This window comes from Paenibacillus sp. 2TAB23, assembly GCF_052115165.1.
Taxonomy (GTDB): domain Bacteria; phylum Bacillota; class Bacilli; order Paenibacillales; family Paenibacillaceae; genus Pristimantibacillus.
Window position 1 is genome coordinate 213,045 of the sequence record NZ_JBFRGD010000005.1, and the last position, 21,133, is coordinate 234,177.

Sequence of the window (21,133 nt, forward strand, 5' to 3'; positions counted from 1 at the left end):
GGTTTGGGATGAAAAAGGGATCGAGCAAGAAATGGACGCTAGGTTTATTGGTAGTTGTCATGGCGTGGGTGCTGACGGCATGCGGCGGAGGGAACGGCAACGTGAAGGAAGCCGAGCCGGCTAACGCAGCGGAATCAGGCGGGGAAGCTGCAAGCAAAGAGCCGATTCTGATCGGCATGTCCACGGAAGCAACCGGCGATAATGCAATGAACTCCGTTAACCTGTATCAAGGCGTTCAGGTGGCTGTGGATCAAATAAACGCAAAAGGCGGTATTGATGGTCGCTTGGTGGAGCTGGTCGTACGTGATACGGAGCAGAACCCGACGCGCGGTATAAGCATTATCCGCGATTTCAGCCAGAAGGAAAAGGTACTGGCGGCAATTGGAGGGTTCCATAGTACGGTCATGCTGGCGCAGTCGCCCATCATCATGGAGGAAAAATTCCCGTTCATGGTCGCTACCTCTAACGTGCCAGCATCGGTAGAATCCGGTATGCCATGGACGTTCGGCGTTCGGATGAATGCGAATATTACGGCGCAATACGCGCTCAAGTTCATCAAGGAGCATTTCAATACGACCAATATTGCGGTGCTGCACGAAAATGGCGGTTACGGCAAAGGCGCCGCAGCAGCTATGACGAAGGTACTGGAGGCAGAGGGCTTGAAGCCGCTAGCCGTGGAATCCTTCGACAACGCGAAGGACAAAGACATGACGGCGCAGGTCAACCGAGCGAAAGAGGCAGGAGCCGAAGTCATTTATTTATTCGGTCAAGGCGCAGCTAACGGCTATGTGCTGCAGGCAATGGATAAGCTCGGCTGGAAGGTGCCAATCGTAGGGGAGAACGGGATGGCGAACAAAGGCGCGCAAGAGGTAGGCAAGGAGCTTGCGGAAGGCACGTATGCGATTCAAACCGCTAACTTTAACGTAGATCAAACGCGTGAGACGGCAAAGGTGTTCTTGGCAGACTTCACGGCGAAATTCGGACATATTCCGACGACGTTTGCTTCCGCGGCACAAGGCTATGACGGCGCGATGATGATTTTTCAAGCGATTGAGAAAGCAGGTTTGACCGGCGATTTGGCAAAGGACCGCGAGGCGATCAAAAATACGCTTGAAACGGGTCTCGGCTCTTATAGCGGCGTAATCAAGGATTGGGACCAAGCCTTCACGCCTGACAATCACGATGCGGTCGATGTGAACTCGTACCTGATGTGCGTATGGAAGGACGGCAAGCTGGTTATTTCCGACAAGCAATAAGTTACTTCATAAAGAAAGAGGGATGGACATGTCGCTTATACTTCAGCTCGTCATTAGCGGGCTCTCAGTCGGATGTCTATATGCCTTGATTGCGCTTGGTTACAGCTTGACGTTCGTCGTGAACGGAACGCTGAATATGTCGCAAGGACAGCTCGTCATGCTTGGCGGGGTGCTCATGTTCGGATTATCCGAGCTCGGGCACCTGCCCTTTCTCGTCTCGTTCGCGCTTGCGGCGTTAATCGTAGGGCTCCTCAATCTAGGCATAGAGAGACTTGCCATCCGCAAGTTCGACAAAGGCGCGAATTCGATCGAGTGGGTGCTCAGCACGATAGCGGTAGGCATTATTATTCAAGACGTCGCGCTGTACGTTAACGGTCCGGATGAAGGGGTAACGCCTTCACCGGTCGGCGATGAAATGCTTCGTATTTTTGGCGCAGGCATCTACTGGAAGGAATTTATTTTTCTTCCGGTCGTCGGTGTTTTGCTGGTGCTGCTCATTTTATTTTACAAAAAATCGCATTGGGGATTATGGCTTCGGGCGACCGCCGACAATCGGACGGCCGTAGAGATCATGGGTGTCAGCAGCAATAAGATTGTTGCAGTCGCTTACGTGCTGAGCGGTCTGCTCGCCGGCATCGGCGGCGCATTGATGTCTACCAACTATGCCGTATCCGTCGATATCGGCCTGCCTCTCGGGCTTAAGGCGATATCGGTTGCTATTCTCGCAGGCGTCAACAATCCAAAAGGAATCGTTGCAGCGGGTCTCATTCTCGGCATTTCGGAGGCGTTCATCGGGCAGTACATTTCGACCGCATTCAGAGAGATGTTTGTTTACGGTTTAGTCATTCTCGTGCTGTACTGGAAACCGATGGGCTTGTTCAACGCACGAAAAACGATTGTAAAAGTGTAAGTTCGCAACGTCAGGGGGTGCACAGATGAATCAGCTTATCGAAAAAAGCTTCGGCTACCGCACGGCCGCCGGCTGGATTGCAGGTCTCGCAGCCGTGGGACTGCTTGCTGCTGGGCCATGGATGGTCGACACGTATTATCTGAATCTATTGTTCATGATCGGAATCTTCGTCATTACATGCACAGGCATGAATATCTTAATCGGCTACTGCGGCATTGTTTCTATCGGCCATGCCGGGCTAATGGCAATTGGCGCTTATATGTCATCCTTTCTCAGCACCACATACGGGTTATCGTTCTGGACGGTAGCGCTAATCGGCATGGTGGTATCCTTAATTATCGGAAGCTTGATTGCCATACCAACCATTCGGGCGGGTGGCGTCTACTTATCTATGATTACCATTGCCTTCGGCGTCGTTATCCATGAGGTGCTGATCCGTTGGGACGGCTTCTCAGGCGGACCACTTGGCATTTCCGGCATTGCGAAGCCGCAGGCTGCCGGTTATACATTCGATCYAAAGAGTATGTATATATTCGTGCTGGCAATTGCAGTAATTGCGCTGCTGATCGCCCGCAATCTGCGCCGCTCGTCTTGGGGCAGAGCCATGATTGCGACAAAGGAGAATGAAATCGCGGCGGCGTCCCTCGGCATTCGCAAGTTTACGGTGCAGTATGCCGGGTTTGCGATCAGCTCGGTGCTGGCAGGCTTGTCCGGTGCGATCTACGCACATACGAACAGCTTCATCAGTCCGGACACGTACAACTTCCAAACCTCCGTCCAGCTAGTGTTAATCGTTATTCTAGGCGGGTCGGGGAGGGTGCTGGGTCCGGTTATCGGAGCGGCCATTATCGTGTTCCTGCCTGAAGTGCTCGACATGGAAAAGCTTCGGATGGCTCTATACGGCGGCATTATGTTCGCGGTGCTGTTTTTCCTGCCGAAGGGCATTGCTGGTACAGTGGCAGGCTGGCTTGTTCCGCAGTTGAGCCGATTTGCTCCTAAAAGCCAGAAAGTCTCTCTCAGCACGGCAAGCAGTGAAGAGGTTTTGTTCAGCGCCCCGACGCAAGCAAAGGATAAGGAGCTTCTCAAGCTTGAGGGCGTCAATAAATATTTTGGCGGCTTGCACGCCTTGAAGGATGTCAGCTTCTCGGTTGCCGCCGGTACCATTCATTCATTGGTCGGACCAAACGGAGCGGGCAAAACGACGCTGCTTAATGTCATATCCGGCTTGTACAGCTCGGAGCAAGGGTCATTCAAGCTGCATGGGGAGAAGCTTGTGCCGCGCTCGTTGTCGGCAGTGGCTCAGCTGGGCATCGCAAGGACGTTTCAGCATTCGCGGTTATTTAAAGAGCTGTCAGTGCTTGAGAATGTCATGACCGGCATGACGAAGCGGGAGCGCAGCGGCCTCGGGGCCTCTCTGGTTCGTACGCCTAAGCAGCTTCGCGCTGAACGGCAAATGGAGGCGCGTTCCCATGCGCTGCTGGATCTTATCGGCTACGAGGGAGACCGGCATATGCCTGCAAGCCAGCTGCCCTACGGTCATCAGCGCATGGTCGAGATTGCACGTGCTTTGGCAACTGCGCCAAGCCTGTTGCTGCTCGATGAGCCTGCGGCGGGCATGACGGCGACCGAGATCGAGCAGTTGGAGGATCTCCTGCGGAAGCTTGTTTCGCATGGCGTGACGGTCATATTAATTGAGCACCATATGGATTTCGTGCAACGGGTTTCCGATACGGTAACGGTACTCGATTTCGGCAGGGTTATTGGTACGGGAAGTCCAGAGCAGATGCTAAGCGACCCGCGTGTCATTCAGGCTTACCTAGGCGGAGAGGAGGTTGCTGCTGGTGCTGAGCATTAAGGGACTAGAAGTGCGCTATGGCGCCATTCAGGCTTTGAATGGAGTCGACGTGGAGCTTGGCAAGGGCGAGATCGTAGCGGTAATCGGTTCGAATGGGGCTGGCAAAACGACGTTGCTCCAATCGGTACTCGGCCTCGTACGTCCGAATGCAGGCGTCATCGAGCTGGACGGCAAGCCGATTACCCAGCTATCCGCGAACAAAACCTCAAATCTCGGCGTGTCGCTTGTCCCGGAAGGGCGAGAGGTATTTGGCACGCTGTCGGTTGTCGAGAATTTGCGGATGGGTCTCAAACGAAAAATAGGTTCCTATTCGAAGCAGCAATTCGAAAAGGAGCTGGAGCTTGTATTTGAGCGGTTTCCAAGGCTGCATGAACGTCGCCACCAGCTTGCGTTCACGCTTAGCGGAGGCGAGCAGCAGATGCTCGTGCTTTCCCGGGCGATGATCAGCAAGCCGAAGCTGCTACTGCTAGATGAGCCATCACTCGGTCTTGCTCCGATTATTGTAAACGAAATATTTGCTACGATTGGCGAGCTGGCGAAGGACGGTACGGCCATACTGCTCGTTGAGCAAATGGCTCACAAGGCACTGTCGATTGCGAAGCGAGGGTATGTCGTGGATAATGGTAGCATCGCGCTGCACGGCTCGTCCTCCGCACTGTTGAATGACGACCGCATGATCAAAGCCTATCTAGGCGCGCATTAACTAAATGACGAAATTGAGGGTGACGAACATGTCCATAACACAAATAAATCGCGTACGCATAAACGAAGGCTTGTTTGATCTGACATTGGATTTGGAAAAAGGCTTGATCTCGCGAATAGCGCCAAGCACGAATGCTTCCGCAGGTGTAAATACGAGCAATATTCGGGATGCGGAGGGCTTGCACTATTTGCCGTCTACGACCGATATGCACATCCACCTCGATAAGCATTTCCTTGGCGAGCCATGGAAACCGCTGCAGCCGTTCATCACATTGCCCGGGCAATTATCGTTCGAAAAAAAGATGCTCGCCGCGCTTTCGACGACGGTGGCGGAACGTGCACGCAGGCTTATTAATCTACTGCTTAGCCACGGTACGACCAAAATCAGAACCCATGTCGACGTGGATCCGCAAATCGGAATTTCACATCTGGAGCATGTTCTTCAGGTGCGTGAGGAATATCGCGGCGTTATGGAAATCGAAATCGTGGCATTCCCGCAGCAAGGTCTACTCCGTTCTGATTCGATTAAGGTGATGAAGGATGCTCTCCGCGCGGGAGCCGAATACGTAGGCGGCGTCGATCCGGCAGGGCTTGATCGGCAGGTTGACCGAAGTCTTGAAGCGACGTTTGAGCTGAGCGCTGAATTTAATGCAGGCGTGGATCTTCACTTGCACGACCCGGGACATTTGGGTTTATACACGATTGGCCGGTTCGCCGATCTGACTGCGCAAGCGGGCAAGGGCGGAAGAACAGCGGTTAGCCATGCGTATTGCCTCGGTCAAGTAGCTGAGCAGGAATCGAGAGACCTTGCCCAACTGCTGAAAGCAAATGATGTCGCGATTATTACAAGCGTTCCGCTTGATAGGGCAATGCCGCGCGTAGACCAGCTGATTGCTGAAGGCGTCATGGTTCACGTAGGCTCGGACAATATTTTAGATGCGTGGAGTCCATTTGGAAACGGTGATTTGCTGGCGAGAGGCGCGAAGCTGGCTGAGAAGTTCGGATGGATTCTGGATGATGCGCTGCTGCAAACGTATCCGCTTATTTCGGAGAACCCGCTAACACCGAAAGAGGGCGATGCAGCTAGCTTTATTCTTGTCGCTGCAGCGAATGCGAAACATGCGATTGCATCTGCGCCAATTCGTGAAGCTGCATTCTCAGGCGGCAAGCTGGTTGGCGGCAAATGGTCGGAGCAATACTCGCTCATATCCATATAGGAGCGAGCAAGTATGAAGCTGTATTCTCTGGCGGTAAATGGTCGGAGTAATATTCGCTCATATCCATATAGGAGCGAGCATGTATGAAGCTGCGGTCAGCATTCAATGATTCATATGGAATATGAAGGTATTCGATATCCATATGGTTACACTTTTCGTAAGTAAGCAGCAGCTAAACTATGATTATAAAAACAGCGGCAGCATGGATGAGAAATGATCTGCTTCCCTCACAGTATCAGGTTTAATTCACCTGTCTACCGTATGGGGAGCATGTCAGAAAAATCCATGACTGCCGCTGTTTTTTGTACGAACGTCACCCGATAAGAATATTATTAGCCCATTATTTTTGTTTATTGTAGATATCAGTGATTAAAAGAGTGCCGTCATTCTTTATGTAGATTGCTTTTCGAGTTTCAGAGCTAGAAACATTACCAGGTATTACTTTATTAGTATCCCCTTCTTTAGGGTCCGTATTATATACACCTGTTATTGTATAATAATATTGATTCTGATCATCGTCATACCAAAAGCAAAATGCAGGTGTTTCATCAGGATTATTATTCGGATTAATCAATGCCATATGGTGAGCATCGAAATATTTACTAGCACTACAATCAGGTATGTCGCATCCTGCCCCGTATTGCCCCGGTGTTAGGTTGATGCTAGCTAAAGAGCTGGATGCGTAAGGTTGGATCTGCCTTTCGTCGTTATCACATTCCTTGTTTACGAATTTAAAATTTTGATTGGTCTCATTAATAACAATCAGCAGTTTTTTATCCATAATCTACCTCCAAATGTTTATCGTTCCCTTTAATGTATTTAATGGGAAAAGTTTTTATTCCTATTGAAGTTAAGGATCAAAATGGGACAGTGAGCAAGACGCGATTGATTGGAACTTGCCTGTCAGTGGTTGACGCAACGTTAATCTATAATCTCTTTTGTTTCTACAATGGAGCATAGAAATGGGGAAGCTAGCGCTAGAAGGCTGTTCATTTGACAGGAAACCTTAGGGTGTCATATAATCAAAATGCGAAACCGTATGGTTTCGTATTGACAATAATATTTACTTACAACCAAAATATTCACTCACAACCAATCATGGAGGCTATCAAATGGAAAATAAACAAACGCAAAATACGCTGCCTGACATTAGGCAAACGCTGGTCCTCGATGCGCCGATTCATAAGGTATGGAACGCTGTAGCTACATCCGAAGGCATCGCGGCATGGTTTATGCCGAACAATTTCGTGGCGGAACTGGGTTACGAATTCCACCTAGAGGCAGGCCCATTTGGCAATTCTCCTTGCAAGGTGACTGTGCTTGATCCCCCAAACCGGCTAACCTTCGAATGGGGAAGGGACTGGTCTTTGACGTTCGAACTAGTCGAGCAGGCCGAAAAAACAGAATTTACTCTTATTCATGCCGGCTGGGATGTGAATAAAGTGACGGAGTTCGGTCAATCGCACGAGGAAGTCCGCGAAAGAATGTCGGGCGGTTGGGTTGGAATTGTAAAGAAACTAAGTCAATACGTTGGAGTCTAGAATGGCGGAGCCGGCGCCAAAGCATGACGTTTTCCAAGCAATCGCCGACCCGACTCGGCGCAGGCTGCTGCATTTGCTTGGCGATGATGAGCTTCCTGTTACCGTAATCAGCGGCCATTTCACGATGAGCCGTACGGCTGTGTCGAAGCATTTGCGGGTGCTGGCGGATGCGGGCCTGGTAAAGGATAGGAAGGTAGGAAGAGAAACGCGCTATCGCTTAGACCCTGAGCCGCTTCTGGAGCTGAAGCGGTGGCTCGCTTATTATGAGCGTTATTGGGACAATAAGCTGTCTGCTCTTAAGCGGTTTGTTGAATCGGATAATAACAATAGCGAGGGTAGCGATCACTTTGCATCGCTTAAGCTTATGGATAAGGAATAAAGGAGACATCAAGCGAGACTGTCTTTATGGCCAGCGGCTGTTAGTTGTCAGAGGATATTGCTTCTCGTATTCAAGCTGTGTTTTATGGAGCGGACAGATCGCAAATAAAGGGCTGAACAGGCTTTAATCCTGTTTAGCCCTTTGTTATTGGAACGAAATCAATTAACGAGATAAACGTCAGTTGTCGCTTTTGACACTCATTATGATCTCAGCAGCGACAAATCAAAGCTCGGCACAAGCCCTTCTTCGGCAGCCCTTCCGAGCAGAGCTGTAATGGCAGCATAGCCATCCTCGCCTAAATCGGCTGTAAACTCATTGACATACAAATCAATATGCGCTTGAGCAACTTCCGGGGAAAGCTCCTGCGCATGCATCATAACATAACGGCTAGACTCATTGGGATGAGCCCAGGCATATTGGACGGATGAACGGATCCACCCCGTTATCGCTTCGGTATCAAGCGTACGCTTAGCAATAATGGCACCGAGCGGGATAGGCAGACCGGTGTCAGATTCCCACCAGCTGCCGAGATCGATCAGCATCTGGAGTCCATAGGTAGGGTAGGTGAAGCGGGCTTCATGAATGACTAAGCCTGCATCGATGCGGCCGTCGCGAACGGCTGGCATGATTTCATGAAACGGCATGACCACAATCTCTCCCACGCCGCCTGGTACATGTTTGGCAGCCCACAGACGGAATAGAAGATAGGCTGTGGAGCGCTCGCTCGGTACCGCAACGCGTTTGCCAGCCAAAGAAGCGGGAGCAGCATTGTCTTCGTTGGTTAAGACAAGAGGGCCGCAGCCTCTCCCAAGCGCGCCGCCGCAGGGAAGAAGCTTGTATTCCGAAAGGACCCAAGGCAAAGCTGCATAGGAGATTTTCATAACCTCTGGTCCTTTGGACTTGGCTGCCCAGTTGTTTGTAATGTCAATATCTGCGTAGGTGACATCCAGCTCTGGCGCGCCTGGAATGAGTTGATGTGCCCAAGCGTGGAATACGAATGTATCGTTCGGGCAGGGTGAAAATGCAATATTCATGATAGTACCTCCCGTATCGCTTTGGTTGCTGCTTCTAGTGCAGCGAGTGCGTCGCCAATTCGCCATGCAGAGCGGTCCCGTGGTCCGACTGCATTGGAGATGGCGCGAATTTCCGTGACAGGAATGCCGAGACGCTCAGCCGCTACTGCTACGCCATGCCCCTCCATTGCTTCAGCAGCGGCGCCTTTAATCCGCTCTGCGAGCAGGCTTGCGGTCTTAGCGGTGCCGGTAGTTGTCGTGACGGTAAGAATAGGTGCGCTGCATACGGATAAGCCACTGCCCTGAATGGCTGCAAGCAGCCGGCTGTTCCAAGCGGTGCTTGCAGTAACGCGTGCTGAGCCGAAACCGAGCTCATCTAGGCTAAGGAAGCCATCCGGCGATTCCGCGCCCAAATCGGCAGCAACGATAAGATCGGCAACAACAAGAGAGGCAACTGCCGCCTGGCCTATGAAGCCGCCGCCAATGCCTGCGCTAATCACTAAGCGATAGACAGCTTCCGACGAGGCGAGAGCAGCCGCTGTTCCGGCTGCGGCTGCGGCAGAGCCTACCCCTGCTGCGATGACATCGATGCCCGGCAAGCCAGCTAATCCGCGAAGGACCGCTTCCCGCTCAGCTTCAACGGCGGTCACGATCAGTACGCGCCCCATGCTGTCTAATGCCGCATCATCAGCGGAATTGCCCAAGTGGGTATGTGAATGTAATGACATAAGAACGAAAGCTCCTTTAATAATGCAAATGACTTGTCCTCATTTATCGTATCATTGGTCGGATTACAGATGCAAACCGCAGCTTAGCCGATTGTGATTTTCCCTTCGGGAAAGCGGTACAGCTCCTTCTTCGAGCGCGTATTGAGCGCGAAAGCGAGCGTAACAGGACCTAAACGGCCGACGAACATGAGCAAAATGATGATAACCTTGCCGATTTCGCTGAGGTGACTGGTTAACCCTGCTGACATGCCGACCGTACAATACGCGGAAGTAGCTTCGAACAAGATGGCTAGAAACGAACCGGTTTCCGTTATGGACAACAGCATCGTCGCTCCGCAAATGATGGAGAAGGCGATCATTGTGAACATAATTGCTTGATGGATTTGCTGCTTGGCAATGCGATAACGGAACAGTACGACGTCATCCTTGCCGCGCATCATTGCAATAATCGCGCCTATGAGTATAGCGAAGGTCGTCACACGGATACCGCCTCCCGTTGAACCTGGACCTGCGCCGATGAACATAAGCAGTATAAGGAAAAATTGTGTCACTTCCCTAAGCATAGAGGGGTCAATCGTACTCAGACCTGCTGAACGCGCGGTGACGGACTGGAACAAAGCACCGAGAAATTTGCCGATTGCCGACAATGGCTGCAGCGTATGCGGATTGGATAACTCGAGCGCGAAAATGACAATGGCACCGAATGCGGTAAGTACGCCGGTGACCGATAAAACCACCTTGCTGTGCAAGCTGAACTTTCTGTTTTTGGGATAAGTCACCAGCTCTGAAATAACAATGAAGCCAATTCCTCCGAAAAAAATAAGCAGCATGGATACGATGTTGACGAACGGATCCTCTACATAATGAATAAGGCTGCTGGCGCGCTCTGGAAACTGTGAGAATAAATCAAAGCCTGCATTGTTGAAAAACGAGATACTGTGGAATATGCCAAAATAAATGGATTGGCCTACCGGCATCTCCAGCATGAAATAGCCGCTCAGCAAAATAGCGCCGGACAGCTCGATTACTAAAGCATATAGCAAAACTTTACGAATCATGCGCACGATGCCCTCCGTTGATCCGTAATTCATCGATTCCTGCAGCACTAGCCGTTCTCGGAACGAAATCCGTTTGCGGAATAGCAGAGCAAATAAGGTTGCCATTGTCATAAAGCCTAGACCGCCGATCTGGGCTAATAGGATAATGACAACCTGTCCGAAAGTGGAGAAATGAGTTCCTGTATTCAGTACGGTAAGGCCAGTCACGCACGTTGCGCTTGCCGACATGAACAAAGCGTCTAAGTAGGAGATAGAAGTATCGTTCGTGTAGGAGATAGGCCGAGACAGGAGCTGCGCTCCAACCAATATAAGCAAGATAAAGCCAAAGGTCATAACCTGCGGAGGGCTAGGACGAAAACGCAATTTGTCGCGCAGGTTAGCTGCTTTAAGCATAAGTCATTCCCACCTATCTCTTTCCTGCTAGTATCGTTATTTTTCTTGAAAAGCATGTATGCTGCCGTTATTGGACAGATGCACAGCATTTCTTCCTGTATGTTTTGACCGGTATAAGGCGATGTCTGCTTCACTCAGCAGCATTTCAAGCGGTATATCCGCGGTTCGAGCCTGTGTAACGCCGAAGCTTGCGGTAATCGTAATCGCTTTAGCCGAACTATAAAGCGGGTTGGCGGCAATCTCTGCACGCAGCAATTCTGCTGTTTGTCCGGCTTGCGCAAGCGTTGTATTCGGCAGGCTGACAGCGAATTCCTCGCCGCCGTACCGGCCAAGCAAGGCGTGGTCGGGCAGAAATTGCTGACAAATCATGACGATATGCTTTAGAGCGAAATCGCCTACGCTATGTCCATAACGGTCATTAATCTGCTTGAAGTGGTCAATATCAAACAAAATAAAGCAGAGCGGGGCTTGGCTTTGGTGAGCAGATGCCAGCAGTTCTCTGCTTTTTTCCATGAAAAAGGTACGGTTATATATAGAAGTAAGGCCATCGATCTCCGCGAGATAGCGAAGCTTATGCTGAAGCAACGTATGCTCGGTAACGTCGATCATGACGATGGTTCTGCCAGCGAGTTGGCCATTGGACTTAAGAAGCTTGGAGGACCTTATCCGATAATAGAAGGTTTCTCCGCCGCGTACCCATTTGAGCTCCTCCTCATGGTCGAGGGTGTCGTCCGAGCCTATGGAGAAGGCACCAGTCTCCGCTCCGCGCTTCCAGACATGATCCAGCTTTTGGCCGATTGTTTCGGGAGTCAGGGCGGGTATGATTTTGGCAGCGGCTCCGTTGAAATCCATGATTTGATTTTCCAAGTTAAGGACAAGCACGCCATCGCGCATGCTCTCGAATATGTGCTCACGCGCAATCGGCGCAACGGTGAGAAGCGAGGTCGAAAAGATCGAAGTCACATATAAGGTTGATGTAATGCACATTAATATGGGCACAGGATCCATACCAAGAGGCGTAATGCCGAGCACGTAAGCGAGCGCTCCCAACATAGGGAGCATAATGCCGATAGCTAGCGTTATCATTTGCTTGCGGTAGATGGATTTGGTCTTCCGCCAATATCGGTACAATAGGAATAAGCTGGCAAACATAGAGCCGGAAGTGTAGCTTCCGTGGACGTAATACCATAGGCCGGGTATGACATCAACCATAGGCTTTTCGATATTAGGGTTCAGAAATAGATCTTTATAAAATAAATGGTGATATTCATTAGTTGTTACCATTAATAGCGAGATGAAAGGAATAATAAAAAAGAACCAAGATTTCTTAAACGTATTGAACTTCTCGATACCGACATAAATCATAATCAGCAGCAAGCTTAAGGGGGAGATGAATGGCATGCCGAGATATTCGATATTCAGCCAGAAACGAATCTCGCTAAGCGAATCACTGGCGAGCTCAAAGGCAAATGCAAAGGTGTATACGGCGGATAGAATGGTCGACCACATAAATACTTTCATGCCTGTGAACTTTTTCTTGTTGTTGTATGCATATATGGCAAGCAGCACGCTAAGAACACCGGAAATAACGACAAAAATTATATACTGAGAAATAGGGGTATCCATAGTCATCAACATAAGCGGCTCCAATATCGCGGAATGATCGTACGTTATAATCTAAGTCTTCCCATCACATGCAAAAAGGCTTCGGACACATTTTACCATATGAGCTCGCTTTACTTCAAAAAAATATAAATTTCGTGGTTATACGACGAATTCCGAATGGAACAGAACTTTATAGCGGAAAATTTGATACTAGGCTTTTTTTGAAATTCCAGTCTTCTATTAGGTTCTATGTTTCCTAAATGACATAGAAGCATAAACAACAAAGCAGGCCTAGAACTCTATAATGGGTTCTTGGCCTGCTTTGACTGCGCATATAGAAAATCAAAAAGCAAAACCGCTCGTTTGATGTCGTTCTGGCAGCATGCTTAGGTCTTCTAAGTACGCATAGGCAGCGTAATCTCTACGCAGGTTCCTTTGCCATAGTCGCTTCGGAAGACGATGGAGCCTTTGTGCGCAGCAATAATCTGCTGGCTCACCATTAAGCCTAGTCCATTGCCGCTTACTTTCTTCGTGAAGAAGGGCTCGCCTAAGCGTATAAGATCCTCTTCTTTGATGCCGCAGCCTTGATCAATAAATTGTATAATAATCGATTCTTGTCGACAGCATTCAAGCTTAATGGACAGCATGCCGCCTTTAGGCATGGATTCAATGCCATTCTTCATTATATTTACGAATACCTGCTTCAGCTGGTTAGCCTCGCCAATGACTTCAGGTAGCATGGGATCAGCAAGCAGGTCAAGCTGAACATTGCTCATTTTGGCTTCTGAATCAAGCAGCATCATAATATCGCTCACGAGATGAAGAATGTTAACCGCCTGATAATGAGTCGCCTGTGGTTTAGCGAATACGAGAAATTCGCTTACGATCATGTTGATCTGATCGAGCTCTCCTAGCATAACCTCCAGGTTAGCTTGCGATAGGCTGCCTGTCTTCTGCTGCAGCTGCACGAAGCCTCTAAGCGTCGTCAGCGGGTTGCGTACCTCGTGCGCCACGCCTGCCGCGATTTGGCCGACAACCGAAAGCTTCTCGGAACGTCTGATGATTTCCTCCGACTGCTTGCGCGAGGTGATATTGCGAGAAATAGTCGCTATCGCAATGATCGCTTCAAGCTCATCGCGAATGGGCGAAATCGTTAGGCTTAAATCGATAAGCTCGCCGGATTTGCTATAACGCACCGTTTCAAAATCGGTGACGGAGCCGCCGCGCAGCACGGTAGATTCAAGCTCTTGATGTGAGCTTAGATAGTCAGGCGGCACATTTTCCAGCGGCTTGCCAAGAGCCTCTTCCTCGCACCAGCCATACATTTTTTCGAACGCCTTATTTACCTGAATGACGCTGCCGGACAAATCCGATACGTGAATGGCATCAGAGGTATGGTTAACGAAGGACTCCAAATACTGCTTTGTACTACGGAGCTCCTCGGCCGTATCCTGAAGCTGCGTGGTGTAGCTGTGCAAGTTGCTGCCCATCGTGTCAATTCTTGAAGCAAGCAAGCCCAGCTCGTCATTGCTGCGAATCGTAATGAGCTGGCCGAAATCGCCTGATGCAATCGCATTTACTTTGCTTAGAATTTGATTCAAGCCACGAAGCATGAAGCCGGCAATGAAATAGCTGGCAAGCATAGACAAGAGAACAAGGCATAATGAAATGATCGATTGCATGATAAGCTGTTTATTAAGCGGCTTTAGAATGGCCTGTTGGTCAAAGCTGATACAGATGACATAGGTTTTATCGATTGTGATTGGAATAAACGTTTTCATGACCTGCTTGCCCATGATGTTGCTCTTAGCAGTGACCGCTTGCCTGGTCTCCAAGGCATTCTGGATATGTATGGAGTCGTTTTCTTGATCTTTATAGGTATATTGGCCAAACGGGATATCGCGTACGTCCAAATTGTATACGGGAATGCCCTTTTTCATTTTGATAATCGGCCTTTTGCCGAAAAACTGCGGATCAAATCCGGTTATTTCAAGAATATCCTGCTGATTAGCTATAATCTTATTCACAATGGAGTTCGTGCCAATCGAATAATCGAAATCTAGCAGCACCTGCGCATTAACGTAGGGATTGATCATATAATTGGTCGTTCCGTCGTAATAGTCTCCCCATTTTCTAATCTTCTTAGGGTCCGAGGTGGAGAAGTTAAATGGACCTGACCAATAGTTTTCGAGCTTTTGCCCCTGTGGAATCGTAACATTATGGTTTTTAAAAAGCTGAAGAAACGCGATATGCCAGTAATCCCATGTTTTGGAGCTCATGTTGATTTCATTGGGGTCGGATGATTTCAAAGCGATCACATCATTGCCGAAACGCTTCCAAAGTGTAATGTGGTCGACGCCAATTTTGCGGCTAAGCTCTACGAGTTGCTCGTTTTTCACGTTGGCGATATCGGGATCGAGCTGTGCTTTTGCCGCAATGGCAGCTAGTCTCAGCTTCTCGCCGATTGCATCCTCCATGGACTGCTTTGCGCTCTCCGATGCCGTAATCGTGAGACTGATTTGCTTTGCGATATTGTTTACTTGCTGTTCGAGACTTGATTGTACCTCAGCCTTGGAAGAGAAGTAATAGATGGATAAGCTCAGTGCCAAAATGACTGCAACAATGATAGAAATCGATAATGATAGCTTGGCTTTAATGGACAACAGGATATCCCCCCAAAGTCTAAGGTGCACTTACTACAATTAGACACGGGTCTACATAATTCCTGTCGTTTCTTAGGGCAATTCTTAAAATATTTGTTGGAATAAGGAATGTACCTCATAAAAAAACGGAGAAACAGGGTTCTGTTTCTCCGTTCAATATCAAACGTATAGAAGCTAAGCGCGAGTGAACTGCTCTTCTTCCAAGTATTGCTCAGCTTCCTCATAGGTTTCAAAGGCTGATTCCAGATTGAGATCCGCATACAAATACCACAGGTCTTCTTCAAAAAGCAAAGTGAGTACCGCGTCGTCCGGGCCAATCCATTTCTGTTCCAGCGGCGGCTTTTTCTTTTTCTTCTTTTTGGATTCCGGCTTCTCCGGGGGTGCAATAGCAAGCGAGCTAATCGATTTCTCGATAATCGCGCGAAGCTGCTCCTCCGTAAAGTCGCGAATATTGACAAGTCCCTTGTCATCCGTCGCTACACCAGGCACTAGTCCGGCGAAGACATAGCCGTTTCCGTTCGGATGCAGATGGTGCACGACCGATTTTTTCTCATGGGCGCTCTCCTCGTAATGGAAGTTGGTTCGTCCGAGAGAGACGTCCTTCCGTTCCAATTCGGGAAATGCCTCAATAATAGCAAGCTTTTGTTCAAAAGAAAGCATCTAATTCCTCCTAAAGGTTTGCGAAGCAAACCACTTCGTAAGCATGGGCTTAGGTTTGCGAAGCAGCTGTTGCGATGCTTGTGATTATACCACATAGCCGGAGGAAGTGGTTAAGCGTCTTTCCGCTTCATTAGTAGGATCATGGCACCGGCAAGGATAAATACGATGGCGATAATCGGCTGGCTGAGTACAAACTTATTATAGAAGGAGCCAATCGAGAATACCGCGAAGAAGAGAAGTGACAGCACGCTCAGAATGTTGATTGGAATGAGCAGCCATTTGTTGCGGTTGCCGAACCAGTAAAATTCGAATAGGCCGACTGCAACGGCGAGGATAAAGCCCGGCCACATGTAAACCCAGTTATTGAATAACATTGCAATTTGGCAAATAACGCCTGCGACAAACAGAATGCCGCCGGGGATCAGAAGGCCGACGCCTTTTCTTCCAACCATGGAAAAGTACATCCAGTGAAAGAAGAGACCGAGCGGGATAACGAATAGCGATGGCCAGAAATAGGCAAATATTTTGCCAGGTCCGAAGGTTTCGCCTTGGTTGAGAAACAGGCAAGCGCCGAGCAGAAGCAGGACAAACCCGCTAATGGTTCTTACATTAACATTCATTGTTCAATAGCACCCCAATCCACGTTTTATTAGCTGTTCTCAGCATAGCATAGAACAAAAACGGCTGTCCTCCTGCTGAAGGTAAAATTACGAACTAGACTAAAGTCCAGTATCGATTACTCAGGGTGGTTAGGCGTCGCCGTTCCCACCTCATAGGGTGAAACAACACCTTCGTACATGAGATGCATTGTCATGCCGGCAGCGGCGTGCACCAGGTTATGGCAATGGTCCATCCAGATGCCGGGATTGTCTGCGCGGAACGCGACCTCATAGGAGTCTCCAGGTGCGACATCCAGCGTATCGGACCACCAAAGGCTGCCCGTAACAGGCTCGTTGTTGCGCGACAGCACGAGCATATGATGACCATGCAGATGCATGGGATGCTCGACGGAGCTGCGATTTACGATGGTTGTTTTGACGAGATCGCCTTCCTTGACGATGAACATCGGCGTATTCGGGAAGACAGCACCATTGATCGTATCGTAAGCGGCGAATCCGCCGTTGAAGAAGGCAAACCGGTTATCCAGCACCATCATAAACTCGCGATCAAATTTGCTGTTGAGATCAAAGGGGGCCGTTGTTGCCGCAGTTCCGTAGTGCGTCGGATCAAAGGTTGTAGTCTTGCGGCGAATCGGTGCTTCTCCGTGGCCATCTTTACTCATCAGTATGCCCAAGGAATCGCCGTTTCCAACCCGCAGAAATACAGGAGAGTCCGGCATGATAAAGGTGATATCGTACCTGCCGCCGGTAAGGAGCTCAAGGCTCTGGTCATGGAGCTCGCTTGGTCCGGTCAGGTCGGTTCCATCAATGGCGGTAACCTTAAAGGAAGCGCCTGTCAAAGCATAGGATTGGCGAACCCAGTCATCGGTATGGATAAGCCGAAGCTTAACGGTTGTGCCTGGTGCAATCTTTTTTCGCTGGATGCCCCGTTTGCCTCCAATGGACATGCCAGCACCTTCCCATATGTGTGTGATCACGGTGATGTCCTCGAAATGATCGGCGGCAGCATCGGAGGGCTCTACGATGAGTGCGCCGAATAAGCCTTTTTGAACAGCGGTTTTGGAGTTTTGATGTGAATGATACCAAAAGGTGCCTGCCTGCTCAGCTATGAAACGGTAAGTATAAGTTTCGCCGGGCATGACGGCATCCTGCGTTGCGCCGGCAACCCCGTCTTCCGCGTTCGGCACGTCGAGGCCGTGCCAGTGCAGGGTAACGCCAGCCTCAATGTCTTTGTTGTGAAGGATAACCTCGACGAGCTCGCCTTTCCTCATCCGAAGCTCGGGGCCGGGCACTTGGCCGTTATAGGTCCATGCTTTAACTTGCTCGCCAGAACCAAGCGTAACGCTCTTGCGCTCCGCTGTAAGCGTGAAACGCCTGTCCGGGTTTCCTGAAAGCGGTCCGGTCAACTCCTTTACCGAGACGGGCGCTGTTTCCGTGCTTGGTTGGCTGCTGGCAGCTGCGTGCTGATGCCCGGCCATTGCTTTGCCGTTCGAAGGAGCATTAGCGATGCCGTAATCGGCTTTGCCAGCCATCATACTGAGTCTATCGGGCAGCTTGCTGCTCTCCAATGCGGTTAGGAATGGAATGCTGCCTACAGCCAATAGGGCTAACAGCACGCCGCTATGCGTCAGTCTGCGCCTCCACGGGCGATAGATGAGCGGTGCTTCTGCGGCCAGTTGATTACGCCGGGTTTGCAGCATCCACAGCAAGCAGGCAAAAAAGAGGAGCGAGGTGATTGGAATCGTTATGGCCGTCCATTGGAACGGAATAGGCGGTACGAATGCGAAATAAAACAATGCGGCAGAGCATAAGGCCGAAAGCTGAAACGGGACGATGAAAGCAGGATCGGAAGCTTGCCGCCTGCGTGCGACGTCTGGCGCAAGCGCTGTCCGTCCGTTCGTTCGATGCAACAGCTTGCGAAGCCTGGGGATAGAGTAGAACCAGATCAGGAGAACCGGCAAGACGGCAAGCGGCGTTCGTACGAACAGCCGATCCAGCCAAAACAGCGGGTGTGCCGTAGCCGCAAGCACGGTATCCGCACCAGCGATTATGGAAGCAAGCAAGGTTAGGCACACGGACCAGAACACGAGCTTGCGAGTCTGTATGTTAAGCTGCTTTTCTGTTTTGCCGTAAATGATCTTGGCTGCTTTCCCCGCCGTAATGAGTGAAAAAACAACGAATAGCATTAAAGCGCCGAGCTCTAAATTAATGAGCAATGAGTACATCGGTGTAGCCTCCTGAAGAATAAGTTGGAATGCGGTTTCATGCGTCTCGAAGACGCGTTTACTAGTCGTCATTTATCTTATCTAGTACGGAAGCAATGAAAAACCGCCGCAGGTCCGAACGCGGTCCTAGACCTGTGGCGGGGGGAGAATCGTCGTAAATTCGCGAAAGAAATCGAACGTTACAAAAAGCGGAAATACTTCTTATGAAACGACATTTTACACCTCTTGTTTAGTTCTATGAAAGCGCTATTATTAAGGTATTAAGAGGCAGGAGGTGATAACATGAGCCAAGAGGAAGAAGTAGTTCAAGAAGGCGTGGAAGAAACCGCAGAACTGATTTCAGAAGAGGCTCCAGCGGAAGAGGCAGTAGAAGCTGTTGAAGCTGAATTGGAAGAAGAGGAAGCGGAAGAAGCTGCCGCTGCGGTAGAGGAAGATGCTGCAGAGGAAGAAGAGGAAGAGTCGGCTGAGGAAGAAGCAGCCGAAGAAGAGTCTGAAGAGCAATAATGATATCTATCATTTTATATTATAAAGAGGAAGACTGTTTCGAGGCTGCTTAGGCGGCTTTGGGGCAGTCTTTTTTTAAGATATAGGAAAGTGTAAGTTTCACTCTTATTCCTATGCCTATATTTCATCCGCGAAACGATAGCTTACGCCGCCAAAGGACGACGATAGCCGTTTACGCTTGATAGAATTTGGCGAAAAATTCACGTATGCGTTTACATTAAAACTACCAACATTTTATTCGCGTAAAATCGCAATTCTTGCGTGCAATAGCCCTGCTGATATGCTACGATACCTGTGCTTTACTTTTCCTATTAGAAGAAGGTGACATCATGGCAGCGGCAGAAGCCGGTAACGAACAAGGGCAGCAGGATCCGAAAAATATTAATTTATTTTTTCTGACATGGCCCATATTTTTAGAAATCTTTTTATTTATGCTCATGGGTATCGCGGATACGCTTATGCTGAGCGCGATCTCGGATAATGCGGTATCCGGTGTGGGAGCGGCCAATCAATATTTGCATATCGCTATCCTACTTCTGGAAGTCATCGGCAACGGGGCCTCCATCGTAGTTGCGCAATATATCGGTTCACGCAAGTTTATTGAAGCGGCCAAAATATCAGCGCTTGCCGTCACGCTTAATTTAGCGGTCGGGCTGCTGATCAGCTTAACCTTCGTGCTGTTTGGCGGACATTTGCTTCAAACGTTGAATTTGCAAGGTGAAATTCTCGTTCATGCGAAGAGTTACCTATCCATTGTTGGCGGTATGATTTTCCTGCAGGCGATTATCAACTCGGTTGCGGCCATTATACGTGTTCACGGCTTTACGAAGGAAGCGATGTACGTATCGCTGGGTATGAATATCATCCACATTATCGGCAACTATTTGCTCATATTCGGGAACTTCGGCTTCCCAGAAATGGGAGTGCAAGGCGCGGCGTTATCGTCGGTCATCAGTCGCGGTTTGGCGCTTGCGGTATTTTTCTGGATGCTGTATCGGATTATGTCGGTCCGGGTGGAGCTGCGTTACTATTTCAACATGTCCAAGGAATATATTTCGAAAATATTAAAAATCGGCATACCGTCTGCGCTGGAGCAGGTGATGTACCAAACGTGCCAAATCGTGTTTTTGTTCTACGCAACCTACCTTGGAGCAGCCTCCTTGGCAGCCAAAAACTATGCGAATAACATCTCGATGTTTACGTATTTGTTCGCATTCGCGATTGGCATGGGGACCTCTATTATTGTCGGCAGGCTGGTCGGTGCGGGCGAGCCGTCGACCGCATATCACCGCGTGTGGAAAAGCGTGCGCTGGGCAAGCGGCGTTACCTTATTCGCGGTGCTGCTCGTAATCGCGTTCCGCGAGCCGCTCATGCGAATGTTTACGGACGATGAGGAGATTATCCGGCTTGGCGTAAACGTTCTGCTTCTGAGCATCGTGCTTGAGACGGGACGTACGATCAACATCGTGCTTGTCAATTCGCTGCGCGCGGCGGGAGATGCGAAATACCCGCTATGGGTAGGCATGTTCTCGATGGTCGCCATGAGCTTGCCGCTCGGGTATTTCTTTATTTTCCAGCTTGATTTGGGCTTGGCTGGCATTTGGCTGGCTATTGCTGCAGATGAGTGGCTGCGTGCGTTCATTATGTTTTTCCGCTGGCGCAGCAGGGCGTGGGAGAAGCACGCGCTGGTCAAGCGCGAGCAGAAGGACATAGCGCCAGTTATGCACGGATAGACCTTACCAGCAAGGGATGCTCAGGAGGCTATGAAGCCTTTCGGGCATCCCTTTTCTATTAGGCACATCAT

Annotated in this window: 17 protein-coding genes and 1 pseudogene; 9 read left to right on the forward strand and 9 right to left on the reverse strand. The window is 49.7% G+C overall.

Annotated features, from left to right (window positions below):
• Nucleotides 1-8 precede the first annotated feature (8 nt).
• The 5 genes from AB4Z29_RS10445 to AB4Z29_RS10465 are packed head-to-tail and all read left to right on the forward strand — an operon-like array spanning nt 9 to nt 5,940.
• Entirely contained in the window at nt 9-1,256 is a 1,248-nt protein-coding gene (locus tag AB4Z29_RS10445; RefSeq protein WP_441942994.1) for an ABC transporter substrate-binding protein, read from the forward strand.
• A 28-nt stretch (nt 1,257-1,284) separates the two neighbouring features.
• Nucleotides 1,285-2,166, forward strand: coding sequence for a branched-chain amino acid ABC transporter permease (locus AB4Z29_RS10450; protein WP_441942995.1), 882 nt, complete (start codon nt 1,285-1,287; stop codon nt 2,164-2,166).
• Between the two features lie 25 nt (nt 2,167-2,191).
• Nucleotides 2,192-4,021, forward strand: coding sequence for a branched-chain amino acid ABC transporter ATP-binding protein/permease (locus tag AB4Z29_RS10455; protein ID WP_441942996.1), 1,830 nt, complete (start codon nt 2,192-2,194; stop codon nt 4,019-4,021).
• The gene (locus AB4Z29_RS10460; RefSeq protein ID WP_441942997.1) at nt 4,008-4,724 is read left to right on the forward strand and encodes an ABC transporter ATP-binding protein; all 717 of its coding nucleotides are present in this window, start codon (nt 4,008-4,010) and stop codon (nt 4,722-4,724) included. Before AB4Z29_RS10455 ends, AB4Z29_RS10460 begins: the two co-directional genes overlap by 14 nt.
• 28 nt (nt 4,725-4,752) lie before the next feature.
• On the forward strand, nt 4,753-5,940 hold the full coding sequence (locus AB4Z29_RS10465; protein ID WP_441942998.1) for an amidohydrolase family protein: 1,188 nt from the start codon (nt 4,753-4,755) through the stop codon (nt 5,938-5,940).
• A gap of 340 nt (nt 5,941-6,280) precedes the next feature.
• Here the strand turns inward: AB4Z29_RS10465 and AB4Z29_RS10470 are convergent, their stop codons facing one another.
• A complete protein-coding gene (locus tag AB4Z29_RS10470; protein WP_441942999.1) occupies nt 6,281-6,721 on the reverse strand; it encodes a hypothetical protein in 441 nt (146 codons plus the stop codon).
• Nucleotides 6,722-7,052: 331 nt separating this feature from the next.
• Between AB4Z29_RS10470 and AB4Z29_RS10475 the strand changes: the two genes are divergently transcribed.
• Together AB4Z29_RS10475 and AB4Z29_RS10480 are read left to right on the forward strand one after the other, a co-directional pair.
• Complete coding sequence (locus tag AB4Z29_RS10475) at nt 7,053-7,481, forward strand: SRPBCC family protein (RefSeq protein WP_441943000.1); 429 nt, start codon at nt 7,053-7,055, stop codon at nt 7,479-7,481.
• A 1-nt stretch (nt 7,482) separates the two neighbouring features.
• Nucleotides 7,483-7,860 (forward strand): ArsR/SmtB family transcription factor, encoded by a 378-nt coding sequence (locus tag AB4Z29_RS10480; protein ID WP_441943001.1) that lies wholly within the window; start codon nt 7,483-7,485, stop codon nt 7,858-7,860.
• 200 nt (nt 7,861-8,060) lie between these two features.
• On the opposite strand, the gene AB4Z29_RS10485 is transcribed toward AB4Z29_RS10480, so the two are convergent.
• The 8 genes from AB4Z29_RS10485 to AB4Z29_RS10520 all read right to left on the reverse strand — a co-directional run bounded on the left by AB4Z29_RS10485 (nt 8,061) and on the right by AB4Z29_RS10520 (nt 18,825).
• The gene (locus tag AB4Z29_RS10485) at nt 8,061-8,894 is read right to left on the reverse strand and encodes a 1,4-dihydroxy-6-naphthoate synthase (RefSeq protein ID WP_441943002.1); all 834 of its coding nucleotides are present in this window, start codon (nt 8,892-8,894) and stop codon (nt 8,061-8,063) included.
• Nucleotides 8,891-9,601 carry a futalosine hydrolase gene (locus AB4Z29_RS10490; protein WP_441943003.1) on the reverse strand — a complete coding sequence of 237 codons (711 nt, stop codon included), beginning with the start codon at nt 9,599-9,601 and terminating at the stop codon, nt 8,891-8,893. The genes AB4Z29_RS10485 and AB4Z29_RS10490 overlap by 4 nt, the downstream gene beginning before the upstream one ends.
• Nucleotides 9,602-9,684: 83 nt before the next feature.
• Nucleotides 9,685-11,052, reverse strand: coding sequence for a TrkH family potassium uptake protein (locus tag AB4Z29_RS10495; protein ID WP_441943004.1), 1,368 nt, complete (start codon nt 11,050-11,052; stop codon nt 9,685-9,687).
• A gap of 36 nt (nt 11,053-11,088) precedes the next feature.
• On the reverse strand, nt 11,089-12,690 hold the full coding sequence (locus tag AB4Z29_RS10500; protein ID WP_441943005.1) for a histidine kinase N-terminal 7TM domain-containing protein: 1,602 nt from the start codon (nt 12,688-12,690) through the stop codon (nt 11,089-11,091).
• 362 nt (nt 12,691-13,052) lie between these two features.
• The gene (locus AB4Z29_RS10505; RefSeq protein WP_441943006.1) at nt 13,053-15,320 is read right to left on the reverse strand and encodes an ATP-binding protein; all 2,268 of its coding nucleotides are present in this window, start codon (nt 15,318-15,320) and stop codon (nt 13,053-13,055) included.
• A gap of 174 nt (nt 15,321-15,494) precedes the next feature.
• The gene (locus tag AB4Z29_RS10510; RefSeq protein ID WP_441943007.1) at nt 15,495-15,980 is read right to left on the reverse strand and encodes a hypothetical protein; all 486 of its coding nucleotides are present in this window, start codon (nt 15,978-15,980) and stop codon (nt 15,495-15,497) included.
• A 110-nt stretch (nt 15,981-16,090) separates the two neighbouring features.
• Nucleotides 16,091-16,600 (reverse strand): hypothetical protein, encoded by a 510-nt coding sequence (locus tag AB4Z29_RS10515; RefSeq protein ID WP_183562938.1) that lies wholly within the window; start codon nt 16,598-16,600, stop codon nt 16,091-16,093.
• Nucleotides 16,601-16,716: 116 nt separating this feature from the next.
• Nucleotides 16,717-18,825, reverse strand: coding sequence for a multicopper oxidase family protein (locus tag AB4Z29_RS10520; protein ID WP_441943008.1), 2,109 nt, complete (start codon nt 18,823-18,825; stop codon nt 16,717-16,719).
• Nucleotides 18,826-19,107: 282 nt separating this feature from the next.
• On the opposite strand from AB4Z29_RS10520, the gene AB4Z29_RS10525 reads away from it, so the two are divergent.
• Both AB4Z29_RS10525 and AB4Z29_RS10530 read left to right on the forward strand, forming a co-directional pair.
• Nucleotides 19,108-19,329 carry a hypothetical protein gene (locus AB4Z29_RS10525; RefSeq protein WP_441943009.1) on the forward strand — a complete coding sequence of 74 codons (222 nt, stop codon included), beginning with the start codon at nt 19,108-19,110 and terminating at the stop codon, nt 19,327-19,329.
• 280 nt (nt 19,330-19,609) lie between these two features.
• A pseudogene (locus AB4Z29_RS10530) lies at nt 19,610-21,062 on the forward strand (MATE family efflux transporter).
• Nucleotides 21,063-21,133: the final 71 nt, after the last annotated feature.

Excerpts from the sequence above, each read along its gene's own strand:
- AB4Z29_RS10500 (WP_441943005.1), bottom strand. The coding sequence starts at position 12,690 with ATGTTGATGACTATGGATACCCCTATTTCTCAGTATATAATTTTTGTC.
- AB4Z29_RS10475 (WP_441943000.1), top strand. The coding sequence starts at position 7,053 with ATGGAAAATAAACAAACGCAAAATACGCTGCCTGACATTAGGCAAACG.
- AB4Z29_RS10465 (WP_441942998.1), top strand. The coding sequence starts at position 4,753 with ATGTCCATAACACAAATAAATCGCGTACGCATAAACGAAGGCTTGTTT.
- AB4Z29_RS10485 (WP_441943002.1), bottom strand. The coding sequence starts at position 8,894 with ATGAATATTGCATTTTCACCCTGCCCGAACGATACATTCGTATTCCAC.
- AB4Z29_RS10515 (WP_183562938.1), bottom strand. The coding sequence starts at position 16,600 with ATGAATGTTAATGTAAGAACCATTAGCGGGTTTGTCCTGCTTCTGCTC.
- AB4Z29_RS10510 (WP_441943007.1), bottom strand. The coding sequence starts at position 15,980 with ATGCTTTCTTTTGAACAAAAGCTTGCTATTATTGAGGCATTTCCCGAA.
- AB4Z29_RS10490 (WP_441943003.1), bottom strand. The coding sequence starts at position 9,601 with ATGTCATTACATTCACATACCCACTTGGGCAATTCCGCTGATGATGCG.
- AB4Z29_RS10495 (WP_441943004.1), bottom strand. The coding sequence starts at position 11,052 with ATGCTTAAAGCAGCTAACCTGCGCGACAAATTGCGTTTTCGTCCTAGC.
- AB4Z29_RS10450 (WP_441942995.1), top strand. The coding sequence starts at position 1,285 with ATGTCGCTTATACTTCAGCTCGTCATTAGCGGGCTCTCAGTCGGATGT.
- AB4Z29_RS10525 (WP_441943009.1), top strand. The coding sequence starts at position 19,108 with ATGAGCCAAGAGGAAGAAGTAGTTCAAGAAGGCGTGGAAGAAACCGCA.
- AB4Z29_RS10520 (WP_441943008.1), bottom strand. The coding sequence starts at position 18,825 with ATGTACTCATTGCTCATTAATTTAGAGCTCGGCGCTTTAATGCTATTC.
- AB4Z29_RS10480 (WP_441943001.1), top strand. The coding sequence starts at position 7,483 with ATGGCGGAGCCGGCGCCAAAGCATGACGTTTTCCAAGCAATCGCCGAC.
- AB4Z29_RS10445 (WP_441942994.1), top strand. The coding sequence starts at position 9 with ATGAAAAAGGGATCGAGCAAGAAATGGACGCTAGGTTTATTGGTAGTT.
- AB4Z29_RS10470 (WP_441942999.1), bottom strand. The coding sequence starts at position 6,721 with ATGGATAAAAAACTGCTGATTGTTATTAATGAGACCAATCAAAATTTT.